Origin of the sequence: Pantoea sp. GCM10028869, from assembly GCF_042666835.1 — a bacterium.
Taxonomy (GTDB): Bacteria; Pseudomonadota; Gammaproteobacteria; order Enterobacterales; family Enterobacteriaceae; genus Pantoea; species Pantoea leporis.
The window spans coordinates 136,511-153,574 of record NZ_JBHTGO010000006.1; the positions used below are offsets into that span (position 1 = coordinate 136,511).

The 17,064-nt window shown below is 50.6% G+C and carries 12 protein-coding genes, 1 tRNA gene and 1 pseudogene; 7 read left to right on the top strand and 7 right to left on the bottom strand.

The window, feature by feature from the left end; all coding sequences use genetic code 11:
• Positions 1-21 precede the first annotated feature (21 nt).
• Positions 22-741: a polyphenol oxidase family protein gene (locus ACFQW4_RS16840; protein ID WP_271461366.1), complete on the bottom strand. Its 720-nt coding sequence runs from the start codon at positions 739-741 to the stop codon at positions 22-24.
• A gap of 109 nt (positions 742-850) precedes the next feature.
• Between ACFQW4_RS16840 and ACFQW4_RS16845 the strand changes: the two genes are divergently transcribed.
• Both ACFQW4_RS16845 and ACFQW4_RS16850 read left to right on the top strand, forming a co-directional pair.
• The gene (locus tag ACFQW4_RS16845) at positions 851-1,660 is read left to right on the top strand and encodes a 5'-nucleotidase, lipoprotein e(P4) family (RefSeq protein WP_101762925.1); all 810 of its coding nucleotides are present in this window, start codon (positions 851-853) and stop codon (positions 1,658-1,660) included.
• Between the two features lie 682 nt (positions 1,661-2,342).
• Entirely contained in the window at positions 2,343-3,818 is a 1,476-nt protein-coding gene (locus ACFQW4_RS16850) for a SulP family inorganic anion transporter (RefSeq protein ID WP_377726298.1), read from the top strand.
• Positions 3,819-3,914: 96 nt separating this feature from the next.
• On the opposite strand, the gene ACFQW4_RS16855 is transcribed toward ACFQW4_RS16850, so the two are convergent.
• Entirely contained in the window at positions 3,915-4,205 is a 291-nt protein-coding gene (locus tag ACFQW4_RS16855) for a hypothetical protein (RefSeq protein ID WP_167391194.1), read from the bottom strand.
• On the opposite strand from ACFQW4_RS16855, the gene ACFQW4_RS16860 reads away from it, so the two are divergent.
• On the top strand, positions 4,113-5,537 hold the full coding sequence (locus ACFQW4_RS16860; protein WP_110867375.1) for a GGDEF domain-containing protein: 1,425 nt from the start codon (positions 4,113-4,115) through the stop codon (positions 5,535-5,537). The two genes, ACFQW4_RS16855 and ACFQW4_RS16860, sit on opposite strands and share 93 nt — an antisense overlap.
• 16 nt (positions 5,538-5,553) lie before the next feature.
• On the opposite strand, the gene ddlA is transcribed toward ACFQW4_RS16860, so the two are convergent.
• A complete protein-coding gene (gene ddlA, locus ACFQW4_RS16865) occupies positions 5,554-6,648 on the bottom strand; it encodes a D-alanine--D-alanine ligase (RefSeq protein ID WP_377726300.1) in 1,095 nt (364 codons plus the stop codon).
• A 267-nt stretch (positions 6,649-6,915) separates the two neighbouring features.
• Between ddlA and ACFQW4_RS16870 the strand changes: the two genes are divergently transcribed.
• The 4 genes from ACFQW4_RS16870 to ACFQW4_RS16885 all read left to right on the top strand — a co-directional run bounded on the left by ACFQW4_RS16870 (position 6,916) and on the right by ACFQW4_RS16885 (position 13,389).
• Complete coding sequence (locus ACFQW4_RS16870; protein WP_222234904.1) at positions 6,916-9,216, top strand: type I secretion system permease/ATPase; 2,301 nt, start codon at positions 6,916-6,918, stop codon at positions 9,214-9,216.
• Complete coding sequence (locus ACFQW4_RS16875) at positions 9,213-10,454, top strand: HlyD family type I secretion periplasmic adaptor subunit (protein ID WP_137386563.1); 1,242 nt, start codon at positions 9,213-9,215, stop codon at positions 10,452-10,454. Before ACFQW4_RS16870 ends, ACFQW4_RS16875 begins: the two co-directional genes overlap by 4 nt.
• A 5-nt stretch (positions 10,455-10,459) precedes the next feature.
• Positions 10,460-12,343 carry a TolC family protein gene (locus ACFQW4_RS16880; RefSeq protein WP_222234903.1) on the top strand — a complete coding sequence of 628 codons (1,884 nt, stop codon included), beginning with the start codon at positions 10,460-10,462 and terminating at the stop codon, positions 12,341-12,343.
• A 341-nt stretch (positions 12,344-12,684) separates the two neighbouring features.
• On the top strand, positions 12,685-13,389 hold the full coding sequence (locus tag ACFQW4_RS16885; protein WP_110867369.1) for an MgtC/SapB family protein: 705 nt from the start codon (positions 12,685-12,687) through the stop codon (positions 13,387-13,389).
• Positions 13,390-13,661: 272 nt separating this feature from the next.
• On the opposite strand, the gene ACFQW4_RS16890 is transcribed toward ACFQW4_RS16885, so the two are convergent.
• The 4 genes and pseudogenes from ACFQW4_RS16890 to ACFQW4_RS16905 all read right to left on the bottom strand — a co-directional run bounded on the left by ACFQW4_RS16890 (position 13,662) and on the right by ACFQW4_RS16905 (position 16,922).
• The gene (locus tag ACFQW4_RS16890) at positions 13,662-14,252 is read right to left on the bottom strand and encodes a hypothetical protein (RefSeq protein WP_377726304.1); all 591 of its coding nucleotides are present in this window, start codon (positions 14,250-14,252) and stop codon (positions 13,662-13,664) included.
• A pseudogene (locus ACFQW4_RS16895) lies at positions 14,252-14,938 on the bottom strand (tyrosine-type recombinase/integrase); the annotation flags it as partial. The pseudogene ACFQW4_RS16895 and the gene ACFQW4_RS16890, both read right to left, overlap by 1 nt.
• An 890-nt stretch (positions 14,939-15,828) precedes the next feature.
• The gene (locus ACFQW4_RS16900; RefSeq protein WP_377726306.1) at positions 15,829-16,695 is read right to left on the bottom strand and encodes a benzoate transporter; all 867 of its coding nucleotides are present in this window, start codon (positions 16,693-16,695) and stop codon (positions 15,829-15,831) included.
• 151 nt (positions 16,696-16,846) lie between these two features.
• Positions 16,847-16,922: transfer RNA gene (locus ACFQW4_RS16905), tRNA-Ile, on the bottom strand.
• Positions 16,923-17,064 lie beyond the last annotated feature (142 nt).

The window sequence follows — 17,064 nt, forward strand, 5'->3', positions numbered from 1 at the left end:
CTTCACAAGGATGTGAAGCCCTTAACCGCGCGTGCGGATCCACGAGAAACGTGACTGATAGCCGCTGTCAAAATGGGTGTTGTAGCGATAGCTGGACCCCGATTCCGCCATGCAGTAGGTACAGACGTTCAGCACTTCAATATGTTCCGCCACCACTCCCCGCTGTAACAACAAGCCTCGCGCCAGGTTAGGCAGATCAAACCAGATTCCATCCTGCTGGGCCCGCGCCTGCGGACGGATCGCTTGTGCGTTGTGCGGCTGCTGGGTGGAGTAGGGTAACGGCGGAAGATCGTGACGATCCTGCATCTGTGTCACCAGATCGTTACCCAGTTCATAGCAGCACGGCCCGATCGCTGGACCAATTACCACACGCAGCGTTTCACGGCTGGCGCCGCGCTCCAGCAGACGATCAATCGCGTTGTTCAATACGCCACCGAGCGTGCCTTTTAATCCGGCATGCACCGCCGCAACCTGCTGTTGTTGCGGATCGGCAAATAACACCGGCAGACAATCGGCGGTATACACCGCGACCGGCAGATGATCTTCGCCAATCAAGCCATCCGATTCGCAACGTTTAGGCGGGATGTTTTGGCTTGCCAGCAACACATTGGCGCTGTGACGCTGTTGACCATAAGCCGCCTCTGCCGGAACGGGCTGGCCAGCCGGCTGAAAGGCGTATTCCAGCCAGGAAAAGTCATCCAATAGTCTTGATCGTGGACCGCTGTGGGGGTGCTGTACCATAAGTGTCTCCTCTCACCAAACCGCTGCTTTCTGCTGCCCACAGCTTACGTTAACTGCTACATTTTTGTAGCTTTACAAAAACTGACCCTAATCACTTAAGGATGAAATGATGAAGAAAACCACCTTGCTGGCGGCATCCGGCTTAATGGCGCTGGCATTAACCGGTTGTGCGCAGCCTTCTAAACAGCAGGCTCAGCAGCAGCTCGGCCAGCAATCGGTGCTGGCAGTAAACTGGTTCCAGCAATCCGGCGAATATCAGGCATTGAGTTGGCAGGCATTTAACAGCGCGCGCATGGCCTTCGATCAGGCGCCATCGCTGGCGGGTAAACCGAAAGCGGTTATCGTCGATTTAGATGAAACGATGATTGATAACAGCGCCTACAGCGCGTGGCAGGCGAAAAACGGCCAGCCCTTCTCGGGTAAAACCTGGTCAGCGTGGACGCAGGCGCGTCAGGCAACGGCCGTTCCGGGCGCAGTGGAGTTTGCCAACTACGTCAACAGCCACGGCGGCACTATGTTCTATATCTCCAACCGCGACCAAAAAGATTTTGCCGCAACGGTTGAGAACCTGAATAAGCTGGGCTTCAGCGGCGTGAGCGAGAAGACGGTGCGCTTGAGTACCGGTAATTCTAACAAGCAAGAGCGCTTCGACGCAGTTAAGAATGCCGGTTACAACGTGGTGCTGTATGTGGGCGACAACTTGAATGACTTTGGCGGTTCAACCTGGCATCAGGGAAATGCGCAGCGTCAGCAGTTCGTTAGCCTTAATCATCAGCGTTTTGGCACCCAATTCATCGTGTTACCGAACCCGCTGTATGGCGACTGGGAAAGTGGCATGGCGGAAAACTACAACAAACTCACGCCTGAGCAGCAACTGCAGGTGCGTGAAGCGCGTATGAAAGCGTGGAACGGTAAATAATTCGTCAGGTAAAATAGCGTCTGCTTAGGCAGGCGCATTCATGTCCTTTTCAGGTCCATCAATATTTACATAACTCCGTAACTATTATTCCCCTCACTGTTTTCCTGATCTCTTACTAAATTCATGGCAACTGAATAGCGAAATATCTCGTCTTATTTGTTGAATGGCAGTGAATCGCACTAATCATAAATTTTTTAATTAGGAATTCTCCCAGCTCATAAGGATTAAATTATAGCGTCGCTAAAATGGCATATAATTTTTGCGTGTATTGTTTTGTAATTGCACCGAAAATATCACATTTAAAATCGCACTTATTTAATTGTTAATAATGCTTTTTATCGATCCTGCTCATCATTCCGCTCCTTGCATAAACTTACCTGATTCATACGTTTATTGAATTTGTGTTTACAAAAAGATTCGTTTTGTCGACGTCAGAAATATTCATGATGCAAGGTAATGCTTAAGCGTCTATAAACTATTTTTGTGAGGAAGTTCTGCTTTCATCCTCAATGGTTCTCCATAGCCGCGTTTAATGACGTCGCTATCTGCCTGAAAGCGATCTTTTTAAATGTTGAGAGAAGATTATTGTGATGACCCTGAAACCCTTATTAGTGATAAATCGTACTCTGGCTTTGCGGCGCCGCGCGCGGTTAATTCAGCCATCTGCAGAGGAATCAACGCCATGAATTTAAGCACGCTTCGTCAGGATATTCCGGCTGGTTTGGTGGTGTTTCTGGTCGCGCTGCCGCTCTGTCTTGGCATCGCGCAGGCGAGTGGATTGCCGCCCTTTGCGGGTCTGCTCACCGGCGTGATTGGTGGGTTGCTGGTGACTGCGCTGAGCCCCTCGCGTTTTGCGGTTAGTGGTCCGGCGGCGGGATTGGTAACGATTGTGGTCGCGTCGATCGCCACGCTAGGCAGCTTTTCCGCCTTTCTCACCGCGCTGATTCTGGCGGGTGTGTTGCAGTGCCTGTTTGGCTTACTGCGTGCAGGACGTTTTATCGCCTTAGTGCCGAGCAGCGTGATTAAAGGCATGCTGGCGGCGATTGGTATTTTGCTGATTATGCAGCAAATTCCGGTAGCATTCGGCGCGGCGGGCGATGTTGAGCTGTTGTCGCTGGTAAAAGGGGAATTTCATTTTTCCAGCAGCGCGATGCTGGTTGCTGGCGTGGGATTGGCTATTTTATGGCTGTGGACCACGCCGCTGATCAAGTCAGTTAAAGTGCTGAGCTGGATGCCCGGTCCGCTGGTAGCGGTGCTGGTAGGCTGTGCGGCGACGGTGTTTGGGGATCGCCTGTTTCCAGCGTTAGCTGATGGCTTGCCGCGTATCGCGCTGCCCGCGTTCGACAGCATGTCGGCGCTGGTGGCTGAACTGGAAACGCCAGACTGGCAAGCGTGGCAGAATCCTGCGGTGTGGATGGTGGCGATCACGCTGGCGCTGGTCGCGAGCCTTGAAACGCTGCTCAGCCAGGAAGCGCTGAAGAAACTGCGTCCGCAACATCCTGCACCTTCACCTAACAAAGAGATGTTTGCGCAGGGTATTGGTAACCTGACCGCCGGTTTCCTTGGCGCGATGCCGATTACTGCAGTGATTGTGCGCAGTTCGGTGAACGTCAGCGTTGGCGCGCAAACCAAACTGTCGATTCTGATTCATGGTGTGCTGCTGTTAATCTGCGGCCTGTGGTTCAGTAATCTGCTTAACGCGATTCCCCTTGCCAGCCTTGCGGCGGTGCTGCTTTATACCGGCTATAAGCTGGCCACGCCGCGCCTGTTCATTGAGCAGATGCGCATGGGACCGCAGCAATATGTGCCATTCCTTGCCACTATCGGCGGCATTATTGTGTTTGGCATGCTGGCCGGCATCGGAATTGGCATCGCTACGCAAATCCTCTACAGCATCTATAAAAGCCATCGCAACGCCTTGCAGCTCACGCGACATGACGATCACTACGTTTTACGCCTGCAGCAAAATCTGACCTTTATGCACAATCCAAAGCTGCAGGGATTGCTGGCGGAGATTCCTGAAAACAGCGTGGTGATTGCTGAGCACGGCAATGCCCAATATATGGATCCCGACGTTAAAGCGGTGCTAAAAGACTTTGGTGAAAACGCACGCCAACGTGGCATTCGTCTAAGTCAATGGCCTGTTGCGGTGAAATAGCCATAAGTCTGTGCTGGAACAACCGTTTTAAAACTAAAAAATCGGATATCTCGGATAGCCGATTTTTTTATTTACAGGGCATAATTGCCACAAGTTTTATCCTTTGTCTCTGGCGTTTCCACAATGCCATTTGGCGCGACGCTGCTTTTTATGGCAGGTGAGCGCCGCCCAGCCGCAGAGTAGGATGGCGAACACTTGCTTAATTACCGAATCATCGCACGGGTATTTCCGGTTTAATGCTTGCTGATGCTTAGGGTTGATGCCGGCACTTTCCAGGTTACAGGGTTCAGACGTATGCGCGTTATGCTGTTTGAAGAGAATAATTTTAAAAAGAATGCCCTCACGCTGTTCTTCATTACGCTGTTTTTCTGCTTTATCGGCAGCCATTTACGCATCCCCGAAGAGTTCTCACTATTCTGGCCGGTGAATGCGCTGGTGGCGGGATTAATAGTGAGGAATCCGTTTTTGCACACTACCTCCAGCTATCTGGTGTGCTTCAGTGCGATGATTTTTAACGACACGGTATTTTCCGGCTGGGCGCTGCCAGCGTTTACCGTCAATTTTGCCAACATTCTGTTTATTCTCGTCGCGGTCAGCATGCTGATCAAACATCTGCAACGTCCTTCCGCCCACAGCCAGGTGTTCAATGCCATGCGCATTTTTCCCGCCTGTTTTCTTGGCGCGGCGGCTTGTGCAACCTGGGGCGCGTGGGCACAGGATATTGATTTCAATGCGCGCTTTATTGTGGCGTGGAGCGACTGGTTCAGCGAACAGTTCTCTACTTCGCTGATGCTGCTGCCGGTGATGCTGGCACGCCCGCTGCGAACGGTTTCACCGCGCACCTTAATGCATCCCGGCAAATTGCTGCCGCTGGCGGCGGTGATTCTATCGCTGACTGTTGGGGCACTAATTGGCGGGGCCGGTAGCCTGACATTCCCGGTTCCTGCGCTGATCTGGTGCGCCATTGTGTTACCGATTCCATTGACTAGTTTAGTGATCCTGATAACCGGTATCACGGAGATTGTGCTGGTGTCGCATGGTGTGATGAACATCCAGGGAGACGATGCACTGCTACCGATTAGCCATCTCACCTCGGCACGGCTTGGCGTCGCCACCGTTGCGCTCAGCCCGCTGCTGGTGGCGGTGAGCATGGATGCGATCCGCCAGTTAAATCATCGCCTTGCACTCCGCGCTAATTTTGATTTTCTCACCCAGTTGCTGTCCCGTTCCGGTCTGTATGAAAGCTTAAGAAATGAACCTTTCTCGCTACAACGGGAAGCAGGCGTTATTATGCTTGATGTTGACTATTTCAAAGCCATTAACGACAATTTTGGCCACGATGCCGGTGATTGCGTGCTGGAAGAGATTGCGCGGCGCATTCAGCGCGTGGTTGGCAATCGTGGCATGGTGTGTCGCTTTGGTGGCGAAGAGTTTGTGATGGTGATGTTCGATTGTAGCCATAGCCAGCTTTACCAACTCGCCGAAACGGTACGTCAGGCGATGGTCAAAGAGAAGTTCTGGATTCAGGGCAACACGGTGACGGTAACTGCCAGTTTAGGTCTGGCGCGCGGCAGTGCGCAGAATGAACGTGAATGGCCAAGCGTGATCAATCGCTTAGTGTCAGCGGCGGATAAGAATCTTTATCTTTCCAAACGCAATGGTCGTAATCAAACCTCACCGGCGATGGAGCCGCGCAGCATGATGAATGACGTGGCCTGAGCCACGTCATGGCGATTCAAACGCTACTTTTCAGTTGGCTGGTTTGCTGGTGACGCTGCTGAGCCAGCTCAATCAGACGGGAAATCAGATCGCTGTAGCTCAAACCCGCTGCCTGCCATAACTTCGGATACATGCTGATATTGGTAAAACCCGGCAAAGTATTCACTTCATTGACAATGATCTCGCCGCTTTCCGTCAGAAACACGTCAACACGCGCCATGCCAAAACACTCCAGCGCCTGAAACGCAGTAATTGCCACCTGACGAATCGCCTCGCTGGCTTCATCGCTGATTGCCGCTGGCACCACCACTTGCGCACCGCTTTCGCTGATGTATTTGGTGTCGTATGAGTAGAAGGCATCATGCACCACCACTTCGCCGCACGGGCTGGCTTCTGGCGTATCGTTGCCCAGCACGGCACATTCAATCTCGCGCCCCTTAATCCCTTGCTCGATCAAGACTTTGCGATCAAACCTAAAAGCGAGATCCAGCGCGGCATCGAACGCTTCAGGGCTCTCGACTTTGCTCACGCCAACGGACGATCCCTGGTTAGCCGGTTTGATAAACAGCGGCAGGCCAAAGCGTGCAATCACGGCCTCAGCATCAATGTTCGCTCGCTGTGCCTGCGTCACGCTCAGCCAGGGGGCAACGTTCAGTCCGGCATCACGCAGCAGCCGCTTGGTAAAATCTTTGTCCATGCTGACGGCAGACCCGAGCACGTCAGAGCCGACAAACGGCAGATTCGCCATACGCAATAAGCCCTGTAGCGAACCATCTTCACCCAGCGTGCCGTGCACGATGGGGAAAATGACATCCAGCTGTGACAACGGCTGCGCTTGCTGACGGGTAATCAGCTGCTGGGAAGAACTGCCCGGAACCAGCGCGACATTTTCACCTGAACGATTAAGCGCAATCAGCTTCGGGTTCTCTGCGTTGAGCAAGAATCCCGAAGCATCATTGAGATGCCATTCACCCTGTTTATCAATTCCCAGCAACACCACCTCGTACTTGCTCTTATCGATGGCTTCGAGGATGTTTTTGGCTGATTGTAATGACACTTCATGCTCGGCCGATTTGCCGCCAAACACGATCCCTACGCGCTGTTTTACCATTGCTATTTGTCCGATTGCGATAAAGCGAGCCAGTAAGATAACACGCCCAGGACGAGCATCAACAGCCTTGCATTTTTCTGCGCCAGGCAGTGCAAAAAGCCCGCCTCCGTGCCTGCAATCACGACTTTAAACAATTATTCCTAACCGTTTGAGACAAGTCTTGGACTGCTCAAAACCTGCCTTCTGTCAGAATTTTCCCAATTCAAACAGGTGCAACGGTGGGCAATGTGCTCACCGTTTTTTTGTCAGGTTTACAGGAGTCGGGAAATGGTCGACCAGAAGCAGGATGCTGTGGAGCAGGATGCGCGTTCTGTTGCTCGTATTGAAACCACGGTAGATGACACGCTGTTAAAAAGCGTGGCTTGGATCTGCAAACACTACAAACGCGAGAAAAGTGAAGAAGCGCTGGTGGCAGGTTTGCCAAAAGCGACATTGCTCTCACCATCACAGGCCATGACAGCGCTCGAAAACGCCGGCATTACCGGCGGCATGGTTGAGCGTCGTCTGCAGGATCTGCCGGAGCAGTTGATGCCGATGATTCTGCTGCGCAAAGGGGGCGGCGGTTGCATTGTGCTGTCGCGCCGCATTCACACTAATGAGGAAAATCAACGCGAATTGCGCTTCCAGCTGGTGATGCCAGAAGTCAGCGCTTCAGCCGTTGAGATGAATCTGGCCGAGCTGAATGAGATCTACGCGGGCTTCGCCGTCATGGCGAAACCCACTGCTGTGGTCGATGAGCGTGCCAGTGAAATGCTGCCGGAAGTAAAAGGCCATTGGCTGTTCACCACACTGTGGCGCTATCGTCGCTATTACCGCAGTGCCGCGATTGCGGCGGTATTGATCAACGTTCTCGGTCTTTCCAGCATCTTCTTCACCATGAACGTCTATGACCGTGTGGTGCCGAACCAGGCATTCGTGACACTGTGGTCACTGGCGATTGGCGTGACCATTGCGATGATCTTCGAAGCCGTTACCCGCTTCGTACGCGCGCATCTGCTGGATATGGCGGGTAAAAAGGCCGATTTAGTGCTCGGCAGTATGCTGTTCCGTCAGGCACTTTCTATCCAGATGGAACACAAACCCGCTTCCTCCGGTACCTTCGCCAACCAGATTCGTGAGTATGAATCGGTACGTGACTTCGTGGCATCTGCCACGCTGGCGGCGATTTCCGATCTTCCTTTCATTCTGATGTTTGTGGGTGTGATCTTCTTTATCAGCGGTCCGCTGGCGATCATTCCACTGATGATGATCCCATTGATCATCATCGTCAGTGCCGCGATCCAGTGGCCGCTGGCGCGCATTATGAAAGAGAACTTGCGTGACGCCTCACTCAAACAAGGCGTGCTGATTGAATCAGTTGAAGGTATGGAAACGCTGAAAGCAGTGGGCGGTGAAGCACACATGCAGCGTCGCTGGGAAAATTTCAGTGCACTGCAATCCGCTAACTCGATGAAATCAAAACGCTACTCAACGCTGGCAACCGGCGTGGTGACGTTCCTGCAGCAGTTTCAGACGGTGATGTTGGTGGTGGCCGGTGTTTATCTGATCAATGAAGGCACGTTCACCATGGGTGCGATGATCGCCACCGTGATGCTTGCCAGCCGCGCGACTGGCCCGCTCGGTCAGGTTATTGGCCTGGCTGTACGTTATCAGCAGGCAAAAGCGGCGCTAACGTCACTCAACAAGCTGATGGAGATGCCTATTGATCGTGACAGCAGCAAAACCTATCTCACCGATCCGCCGTTGAGTGGTGAGATCACGCTGACCAACGTCAACTTCTCCTATCCGGCACCGCCAATGAAGCCCAACCCGGAGATCCTTAAAGATATCTCGTTGAGCATTAAAGCCGGGGAACGCGTCGCGATTCTTGGCCGCATCGGTAGCGGCAAATCCACCTTATTACGTGTGATGGCGCGCCTTTACCAACCGGTGAAAGGTCAGCTTTCGGCCGATGGTCTGGATGTTAACCAGATTGATCCGGCGGACTGGCGCAAGGCTGTTGGCTTTGTCGGTCAGGATGCGCGTCTGTTCTACGGCACGCTGCGCGAAAACGTAATGATTGGGCGCCCGGACGCCACCGCCAATGAGCTGCTGCGCGTGCTAAATCTGACCGGTTTGGACCACGTTGCGGCACGCCATCCAAGTGGTATCAATTTAACGGTTGGCGAGGGCGGCGAAGGCTTGTCTGGCGGTCAGCGTCAGCTGGTTTCTCTGGCGCGAACGCTGCTCACCCGGCCTAAAGTGCTGCTGATGGATGAGCCAACCAGCGCCATGGATAGCATGACGGAAAACCAATTCCTCGCGCATTTACGTCGCGCCAGTGAAGGACACACGCTGATTGTGGTGACGCATCGTCCATCCATCCTGGCATTGGTCGATCGCATCATCGTGGTGGAAGAAGGCAAAGTGGTGGCGGATGGCCCGAAAGATCAGGTGCTTGCCGCTTTAGAAGGAAAAAATAAAGCCCGCAAACAGCCGCGTCAGGCGGTTGAACCGGCGGTACGTGCGCCAGCTCCCGCTAACGATTCAGCGCCGACGCAAGCAGCAGCAGAGGAGGCCGCAGTATGAGCAAGTTAATGTCATGGCGTAAGAGCGAGAAAGGTATGTCCGCTGCTGATGCCGAATTTATGAATGACGTGCAGGCTTCTCTGCTGTCGCAAACCACGCCGGGTTCCAAGCTAGTGATGTGGATCATCATCGCGGTGTTAGTTGGTGGCCTTACCTGGGCCAATTACGCACGAGTGGAAGAGATCACTAAAGGTGATGGCAAGGTCATCTCACGCAGCCGTGAACAGGTTATTCAAAGCCTGGAAGGCGGCATTCTGGCAGAGATGAATGTGCGTGAAGGTACGGTTGTAGATCGCGGTGATGTGCTACTGAAAATTGACCCAACGCGTGCGCAATCCAGCTATCGCGAAGTACTGAGTAAAGTGGTGGGTCTGAAGGGCAGCATTGCACGTTTACGTGCTGAAGCTTATTCATTGCCACTGGCGTTTGATGAGCAGGTACAGAGCGATCCCGCCGTTGTGGCGCAGGAAACTAAAGCTTATGAATCGCGCAAACGTGCGCTAAGTGACAGCATCAACTCATTGCAACGCAGTTACGCACTTTCGATGCGCGAGATTCATCTGGCTGAGCCGTTAGCGGCCAAAGGTCTCTTGTCAGAAGTCGAACTGCTGCGTATGCAGCGTCAGGCCAATGACATTCAGGCGCAAATCGTCGAACGTCGTAACCGCTATCAATCAGATGCCCACACCGAGCTGGGACGTCTGGAATTAGAACTGAGCCAGGTTAGCGAAAACCTGATTGGTCGTGCCGATATTGTTGATCGTACCACGATCGTCGCACCGGTGCGCGGCACGGTGAAAAACGTACGCGTTAACACCATTGGCGGGGTTATTCAGCCGGGTGAGCATATTCTCGAAATCGTTCCGCTGGAAGAGCAGTTGCTGGTGGAGGGAAAAATCCGTCCGTCGGATGTCGCCTTCCTGCGTCCAGGCTTACCAGCCAAGGTGAAAATCACCGCCTATGACTTTGCCATTTACGGCGGGCTTGATGGGCACGTGGAGTATATCAGTCCGGATACCTTAAAAGACGATCAGAAAGCCGCCAGTGGACGCCCGGATGATACCTACTATCGCGTACTGATCCTGACGGATAAAAGCACGCTGCACGCAGGTAACAAAGATCTGCCGATCATTCCCGGCATGATCGCTACCGTCGAGGTGCGCACGGGTGAGAAAACCATTCTCGATTACCTGCTGAAGCCGGTCCTGAAAGCTAAAGAAGCATTCCGCGAGCGTTAATAATCATGAAAAATAATAACAAGATGCGCCATGCACAGGCGCGTCATCTCTCTCTGCTTGCCGTTTGTATTGCCGTTGTGATGGCGCCCGCGGTTAACGTGATGGCGGATTCCACCAGTGAGTTGATGATGTTTGCGGAAATGAGCGGCCAGCGTCCTGTCGCTCCTGCGGCAGCGCCGGTGCGAACGCAACGTTTGCAAGGTTCTACGGCGCCTGCATCTGCTCCAACGACACCTGCGGCAAAGGTTGCGCAACCAACGTTCACTGCGCCAGCGCCGCTGTTTGTTGAAAGACAGATACCGGAGGTCGCGATTACTCCGCGGGTTCAGCCGCCAGTTGCGCCAATCGTACCGGCCCCAATAGCAGAAGCGCCGCACCAGCGCGAAGCCGCCGAACGTCCTGCACAGATCAGCGCGAAAACCAGCCAGCATGCTGAAATTCAGGGCGGAGGTTTCCTGACGGAGGATCAGCGTCGCCCTGAACCACAGCCGTTTAACCCGATGCAATCGTCGCGAAATGTGGGTCAGCAGCAGGCTGCAGCAACGAAAACCTATGCTCCAGCTGAAAGCGCTAAGGCAGATTTTAGTTATGTTAGCCCTCCAGCAGCGACTACAGCGGCAGAAACGACTTCACCCGTTACGTTAAGCGGCGGAGTTAATGAAACAGTTGCCGAGAGTGAAATACGGCAAAAGTTTCTCTCAGCTGCGCGTATCACCTGGCGAATCAGCCCGGCGCTGAAGTCCTATATCGCTCAGGGTGATGCGGCTGAAGCCAGCGTAGATGAAGCGAAAGGCCAGCGCTGGCCACAAGTTGATGTAAGCGCCGCTTCGGCAACCAAAGAGTTTGGTGGTGGAACTAAAAATTATGAATACCAGGGGAATATGCCGTCTTTAGGTGTTTCAGTAGCGACTAATCTAATCGACTTTGGCCAAACCAGTCGCACCATTGAAAGTCGCGAAGAGCGCGTTAAGTCAGCCTTACAGTCGGTGCAGGCACAGCGAGAAGATTTGGCGATGCAGGTAAGTAACGCCTTGATTGAGTGGAATAAACAGCAGCACGTCATCGCCATCAGTAAGCAGTATTTGGCGCGTATGGCAGAGCTGACCAAAATGCTCAGCGGTATTGTTCAGTCAGATACTGGACGTCGCAGTGAACTGACGCAGGCAAAAGGGCGCTTACTGCAAGCGCAAAGCTACCTGGAAAATGCCGAGTCTCGCGCGCGGGATGTTGAAATCACTCTGAATCGCCTGATGGGCAACAACCGCGTGACGTTACCAGCCAGCGATAAGTGGGCGCTTTCCTTTGGTGATTTAAACCGCCAACTGACGAGTTTGGATGTCCATCCTCTGATCTTGCGCGCCAGCGCTGAGGAGCGAGCAGCCTTTAAAGAGGCGGAGGCAATCAAAGCTTCTGGCCTGCCAAAGCTCAACTGGACGGTAAGCAAAAACACCCGTGAAGATCAGCTCGGACGCCAACAGGCATGGCAAACCGGCCTGAACGTTAGCTGGGGCTTATTCCGCGGCGGTTCAACCAACGCCCAGGAAATTGCGGCGATTAAACGTGCCGAAGCGAGTCGTCAGCAGGTGCAGGAGCAACGCCGCGATCTGGAAAATCGTGTGCGTGCTGCCAACCAGAATGCCCACTCAACAGCGGAACGCGCCGTGCTTTACAAAAACCTGATTGTGGAATCCGATCGGATTCGTAAGGACTTCTTTGATCAGTGGTATCACTTAGGCCGCCGTTCATTGCTGGATGTATTGAGCGCAGAAAGCGATCTGTACAACAACCAGGTTAGTGAAGTCAGCAACCGTTTCGATAGCTATGCCGCCATTATCAGCGGATATGCTAACTCGGGCACGCTAAGTCGTTGGCTAACGACGGGGCGATAACAATTCCATACACCCGCTTCGGCGGGTTTTTTGTTTTAACCCAACGTAAACGAACAGGCTATTTGAGTTGGCAACGCTGCGTAAGTCACTTTAGAATCGCGGCGGATTTTTACCCGAGAGGAGAACAGAATTGGACACAAGTCCCAAACGATTACAGCAGGACCTCGCGGTAAGATAGCCTTCACGCTGTCTTAACTGCGCGTTAAGACGGTGAATTTCCTTCCAGAATCACCCCTTTTCATAAGCACAATGCGGCTGGTTCCCAGCGGTATTCGCACTGTCTGTAATCCATTTATTAATCTTTTGTTCCGCAAACAGAAAGCTGCGGATTGAGGTCTATCATGGATTGGAAAATCTTTTTACTGCGCGTCACCGTCGCGCTGGTTTTGGGTGCGCTGATCGGCAGTGAGCGCCAACTACGTCAACGCATGACTGGATTACGCACCAATGCGTTGGTGAGCACCGGCGCTTGTCTCTTCGTTCTGATGACACAAAGCGTGCCCGGCATCGCTACGGATGCGTCACGCGTTGCGGCTTATGTGGTTTCCGGTATCGGTTTCCTCGGCGGCGGAGTGATCATGCGCGATGGCTTGAACATCCGCGGATTGAATACCGCCGCCACCTTGTGGTGCACCGCCGCCATTGGCGTGCTGTGCAGCATGGGATTGCTGCTGGAGGCGGCCCTCGGCTGCATGGTGATCCTGTGCGCGAATATACTGCTGCGTGAACTGGCTTTGGGTATCAACCGCCAAACCATCGTCTCAGCAGCCGAAGCGATGCAACACTACAAAGTACAAATCATCTGCCTCGCGCAGGATGAGGTTCAGGTTCGTAGCCTAATGCTGCACACGCTGGGCGGCAGCGGATTGCGTCTGCAATCACTGCACAGTGAAGATTTGGATCCGCCGCATCGCATGGAGGTGAATGCTGAGGTGATTGGCAATCCCACGTTAACCGATCAGCTGGAAAGCTTGGTGAGCCGCATCAGTCTGGAGAAGGGCGTAAGTTCGGTGCGTTGGCAGGTGAATGAGTTGGAGCGTGATTGATATTTAGATGTGCTTTAGAAAACGTATCGCCATTTGATCGCCACTATGAATGACAAACAAAAAAGCCACCTTGAAAAAGGTGGGTTAACAGTATGATTTACATTACTAAAATTAGTGGCGCTGCTGGATTTGAACCAGCGACCAAGCGGTAACAAGTTAAAATTTATAGCGAGTGGAATCAGTAATTTACTGAATTTAATGTTTTCTTTAGGCCGAATAGTGATGAAAAGTGGCACATAGCGTTGAGCTCTGCTGCCACTCTGCTGCCATTTCTACACAAAAATTTCTCTAGCTAGAATTCCCATCCAGTCAGAGTTGTCTAACTTCCTGTAGAGGGGGGTTAGACGCTCTTTAACATGCAAAATGAGTTCGTTTTCACTCATTTCAGAAGCTTTTGAATAAAAGATAGGTATTGCTTCGTCAAACAGTTCCCAATAAAAATTGGATAGAATATTCGCTGATCTGGCGAAAGCTCTTGGCGGAAAATCTAAGAAATAATGAGTAAATAATGCAAGCTTGCCCTCAACATCTTCACCGGATTTAGAAGCAATCAAATATCCTATTTGCATCCGTAGCCATACTAATGCGCTGTAATGAGGATGTGGATTTTGTATGTTCATCTCTCGCTGGTAAATTTTTAGATATTGCTCTACTTCATTACGATCAGGTATCGGCTCTAAATTCAGAGATGCCAGAATAAGGAGAGTATCAGACTCTTCGCCTATTAAGTCTTTTCTTTCAGCCCATTCTGTTATCGCTTTGTAATACCTATCCAAGCCAATTACATGAAATGTATTACTGAAAACCCTAACGCATAGGAGTTCTTCGAGTTCTAAATCATCACACGGAATTTCCTTCTCCATCACGATTCCATTTTGCTGAGAGGGTTAAGTAAAATAGCTTCTGACAAGTGATCTGGCGCAAAATGCGCATATCTCATTGTTACCTTAATATCTGTATGCCGCAGTATCCGCTGAAGTACGAGAATATTGCCGCCGTTCGTCATGAAATGAGACGCGAACGTGTGGCGCAAAACGTGCAAAAACTGCCCAGCAGGTGTTTCGATACCGGCACGTTGCATGGCCTTCCTAAAGGCTAAGTAACAAGGTTTAAAGAGCACCTGTGCTTTCCTGCAGGCTGGCAGATCAGCTTGTAATTTTTTAGTTATCGGCACCTCGCGGTTTTTCTTGCCTTTAGTTTTCACATAGATGAACTGACCGGCGCGGATTTGGTTGCCCTTTAAGCCTTCGGCTTCACTCCAACGTGCGCCAGTTGCCAGGCAGATCTTCATAATAGTAGTTAAATCTTTAGAACGGCTGTTCCCACATTCAGCGAGGAGTGTTTTAATTTCCTCAATGGTGAGAAACGCCATCTCCGATTCACTGATTTTAAACTCGCGCACGTTTTCAAGCGAGTTCGGAGCGGTTCATTAATCTAACCGGCGTAGCTCGTTAAACATTGCCCTAAAATATGCCAGCTCTAAATTAACAGTGCGCGGCGTAACCGTCTTCACTCGGCTGGAGCGGGTGATCTTCTCGCTTATCCGCTTTATCTCCCAGCCAAGGCTTATGTTGAGCCTAATCTTTTACGAAATCAGGCAAAGCGTCGCGGCTACACGTCAGGAGACTATCGCGCCAGTGGTTTGGATTGGTTCAGAGCAAATCAACGTGGCGCAGTTGATGCTTGACAGTGTTGCGCTTATGCAGTGAATGGCAAGTCATACGCACCCGTCTACCGGGCAGCCAACCAACAGAGTCGCCATCGGGAAAAGTGCCATACATGTCACTGCACTCGCCGCGAAATATTCTCAAGTTATCGGTAAATTATCCACTTCACCAGACCTGCTAACACAGCGTTTTTTTATGCCTGCTATCACACCACACAGAACGCACGTAGCCGCACGCATCAGAACAGCCACTCGACTAATCACCCTCACATGGATCATCCGCACAGTAGGGCACAGGTGCAGCAACAGCCCCACAATGACGAAAACGGCGCTACATCGCACCCGCCTGTGGGTTTTACATCATAAAAATTTTTCAGTTTTATTTTTATGCAAACCGATGCGCCAGTGCACGTAGCTGCTGGCTTTCTGATGTAATTAGGCAAATTAAAATCTTGAAAAGATTTTGAGTGCTTTTCAGTTTGAAGGATCAATATTGGATCTTGGTAATTGCACAGCTCAATGAGAAAAAGACAAGATTGTTATTTGCAGATTATTGGATCTTGAATGGATCTGCTGCTTGAGCGTAAGCAATGTCCATTTGGCCATGATTGGTTAGGGGGCTGCGGTAAAATTGACTGATTCGAATGGACTGAAAAACAGAGGGGTAAAAACAGTGTCAGGCGTCATTAAAAATTAGCACGATTATAGGTGGTTGTGCTTTCCAAAAGTTTAAATGACGCTAAGAATTAACCGTTTATTGTCAACCTAAATTATCACAAGACGAATTGTTTAAATTTTTCTCTGTTCGCAACAAGGTAAGATGGGAATTTATCATTAGTTAACTCTTGCCTGACAAGTTTTCTTTCCCTATTCCATAAATCTTTACCATTTTTCAGCGCATCAATAATGTGCTCTTTATTATTTAAATGAGGTAAATCATATTCGGTATGAGAAATTGAAGACATTTTTTCTGATATCCGTTCTGGAGTCATAATCCATGAGAAATGCCAGCCTGCATTTTTTATGACCTTGCTGCGTAACTTAAACCAGTTTCTTGAAATAAAATGACTGTATAATTCTGATTTCTTTATGTTTCGGAACAACTCTGGCTTACCGTCAAAATAATGTTTGAGATTATGCATATTAGTAGCCCGTGGTAATCGGCATTGACGCTCTGATCCGTCAGCATTGAATACTTGAAGATTAAATTGATAATTATAAAAAGGCATATACAATATCGTACATAATTTCTTGGGATTTATTTTTTTTATAATTTCTGAGTTAAAAATTTCATCAACATCGGAAATTAATATCAAATCTTCATCCTTAGCCTTTTTTAATCCTCGCATTATAGCGTTTCTTGTTGCAGCCTCGTTTGCCCAGGCATCATAGTTCCCTGCTTTACCATTTTCTAGAATTGGTAACTCATCAAAGACAACATAGATAATCTTATCTTTAAATCTTTCATATTTATCTATATCGAAATTTAATTTCTTAGGTTTCCCAGTGAATGTATGAGTAGATTCTACAATGACAAAATAATCTACGGCATCGTCCAAACTATTTAATCTTATATCAAGTAGCATATCTTCGTCGTAGTATAAAAAACAATCATAAATCATTAGGTATTCCTTACGCATTGAGTTAGTTCCAGCGTCTTATGTTCACAAATGATAGATGCTGCTGTCTAGCTTTTGGATCTCGGTGGACAAAAAGGGGGCAATGAAAGCCAAATACGAAAAAGCCACCTCAAGGAAGGTGGCTTAACTGCATGATTTTCATCACTAAATTTGGTGGCCCCTGCTGGGTTTGAACCAGCGACCAAGCGATTATGAGTCGCCTGCTCTAACCACTGAGCTAAGGGGCCAGCGGAGCGGGGATTATAGAGTATCTTGTTAGGGTGATCCAGAGTTCGCCATTTGGATGGTGAAAATTACAGCAATAGCTGACTCATTGATCTCAAAAGAAAATTCTATCGTCCCACGCTCTATCGCTTATTAAGCGCCCAA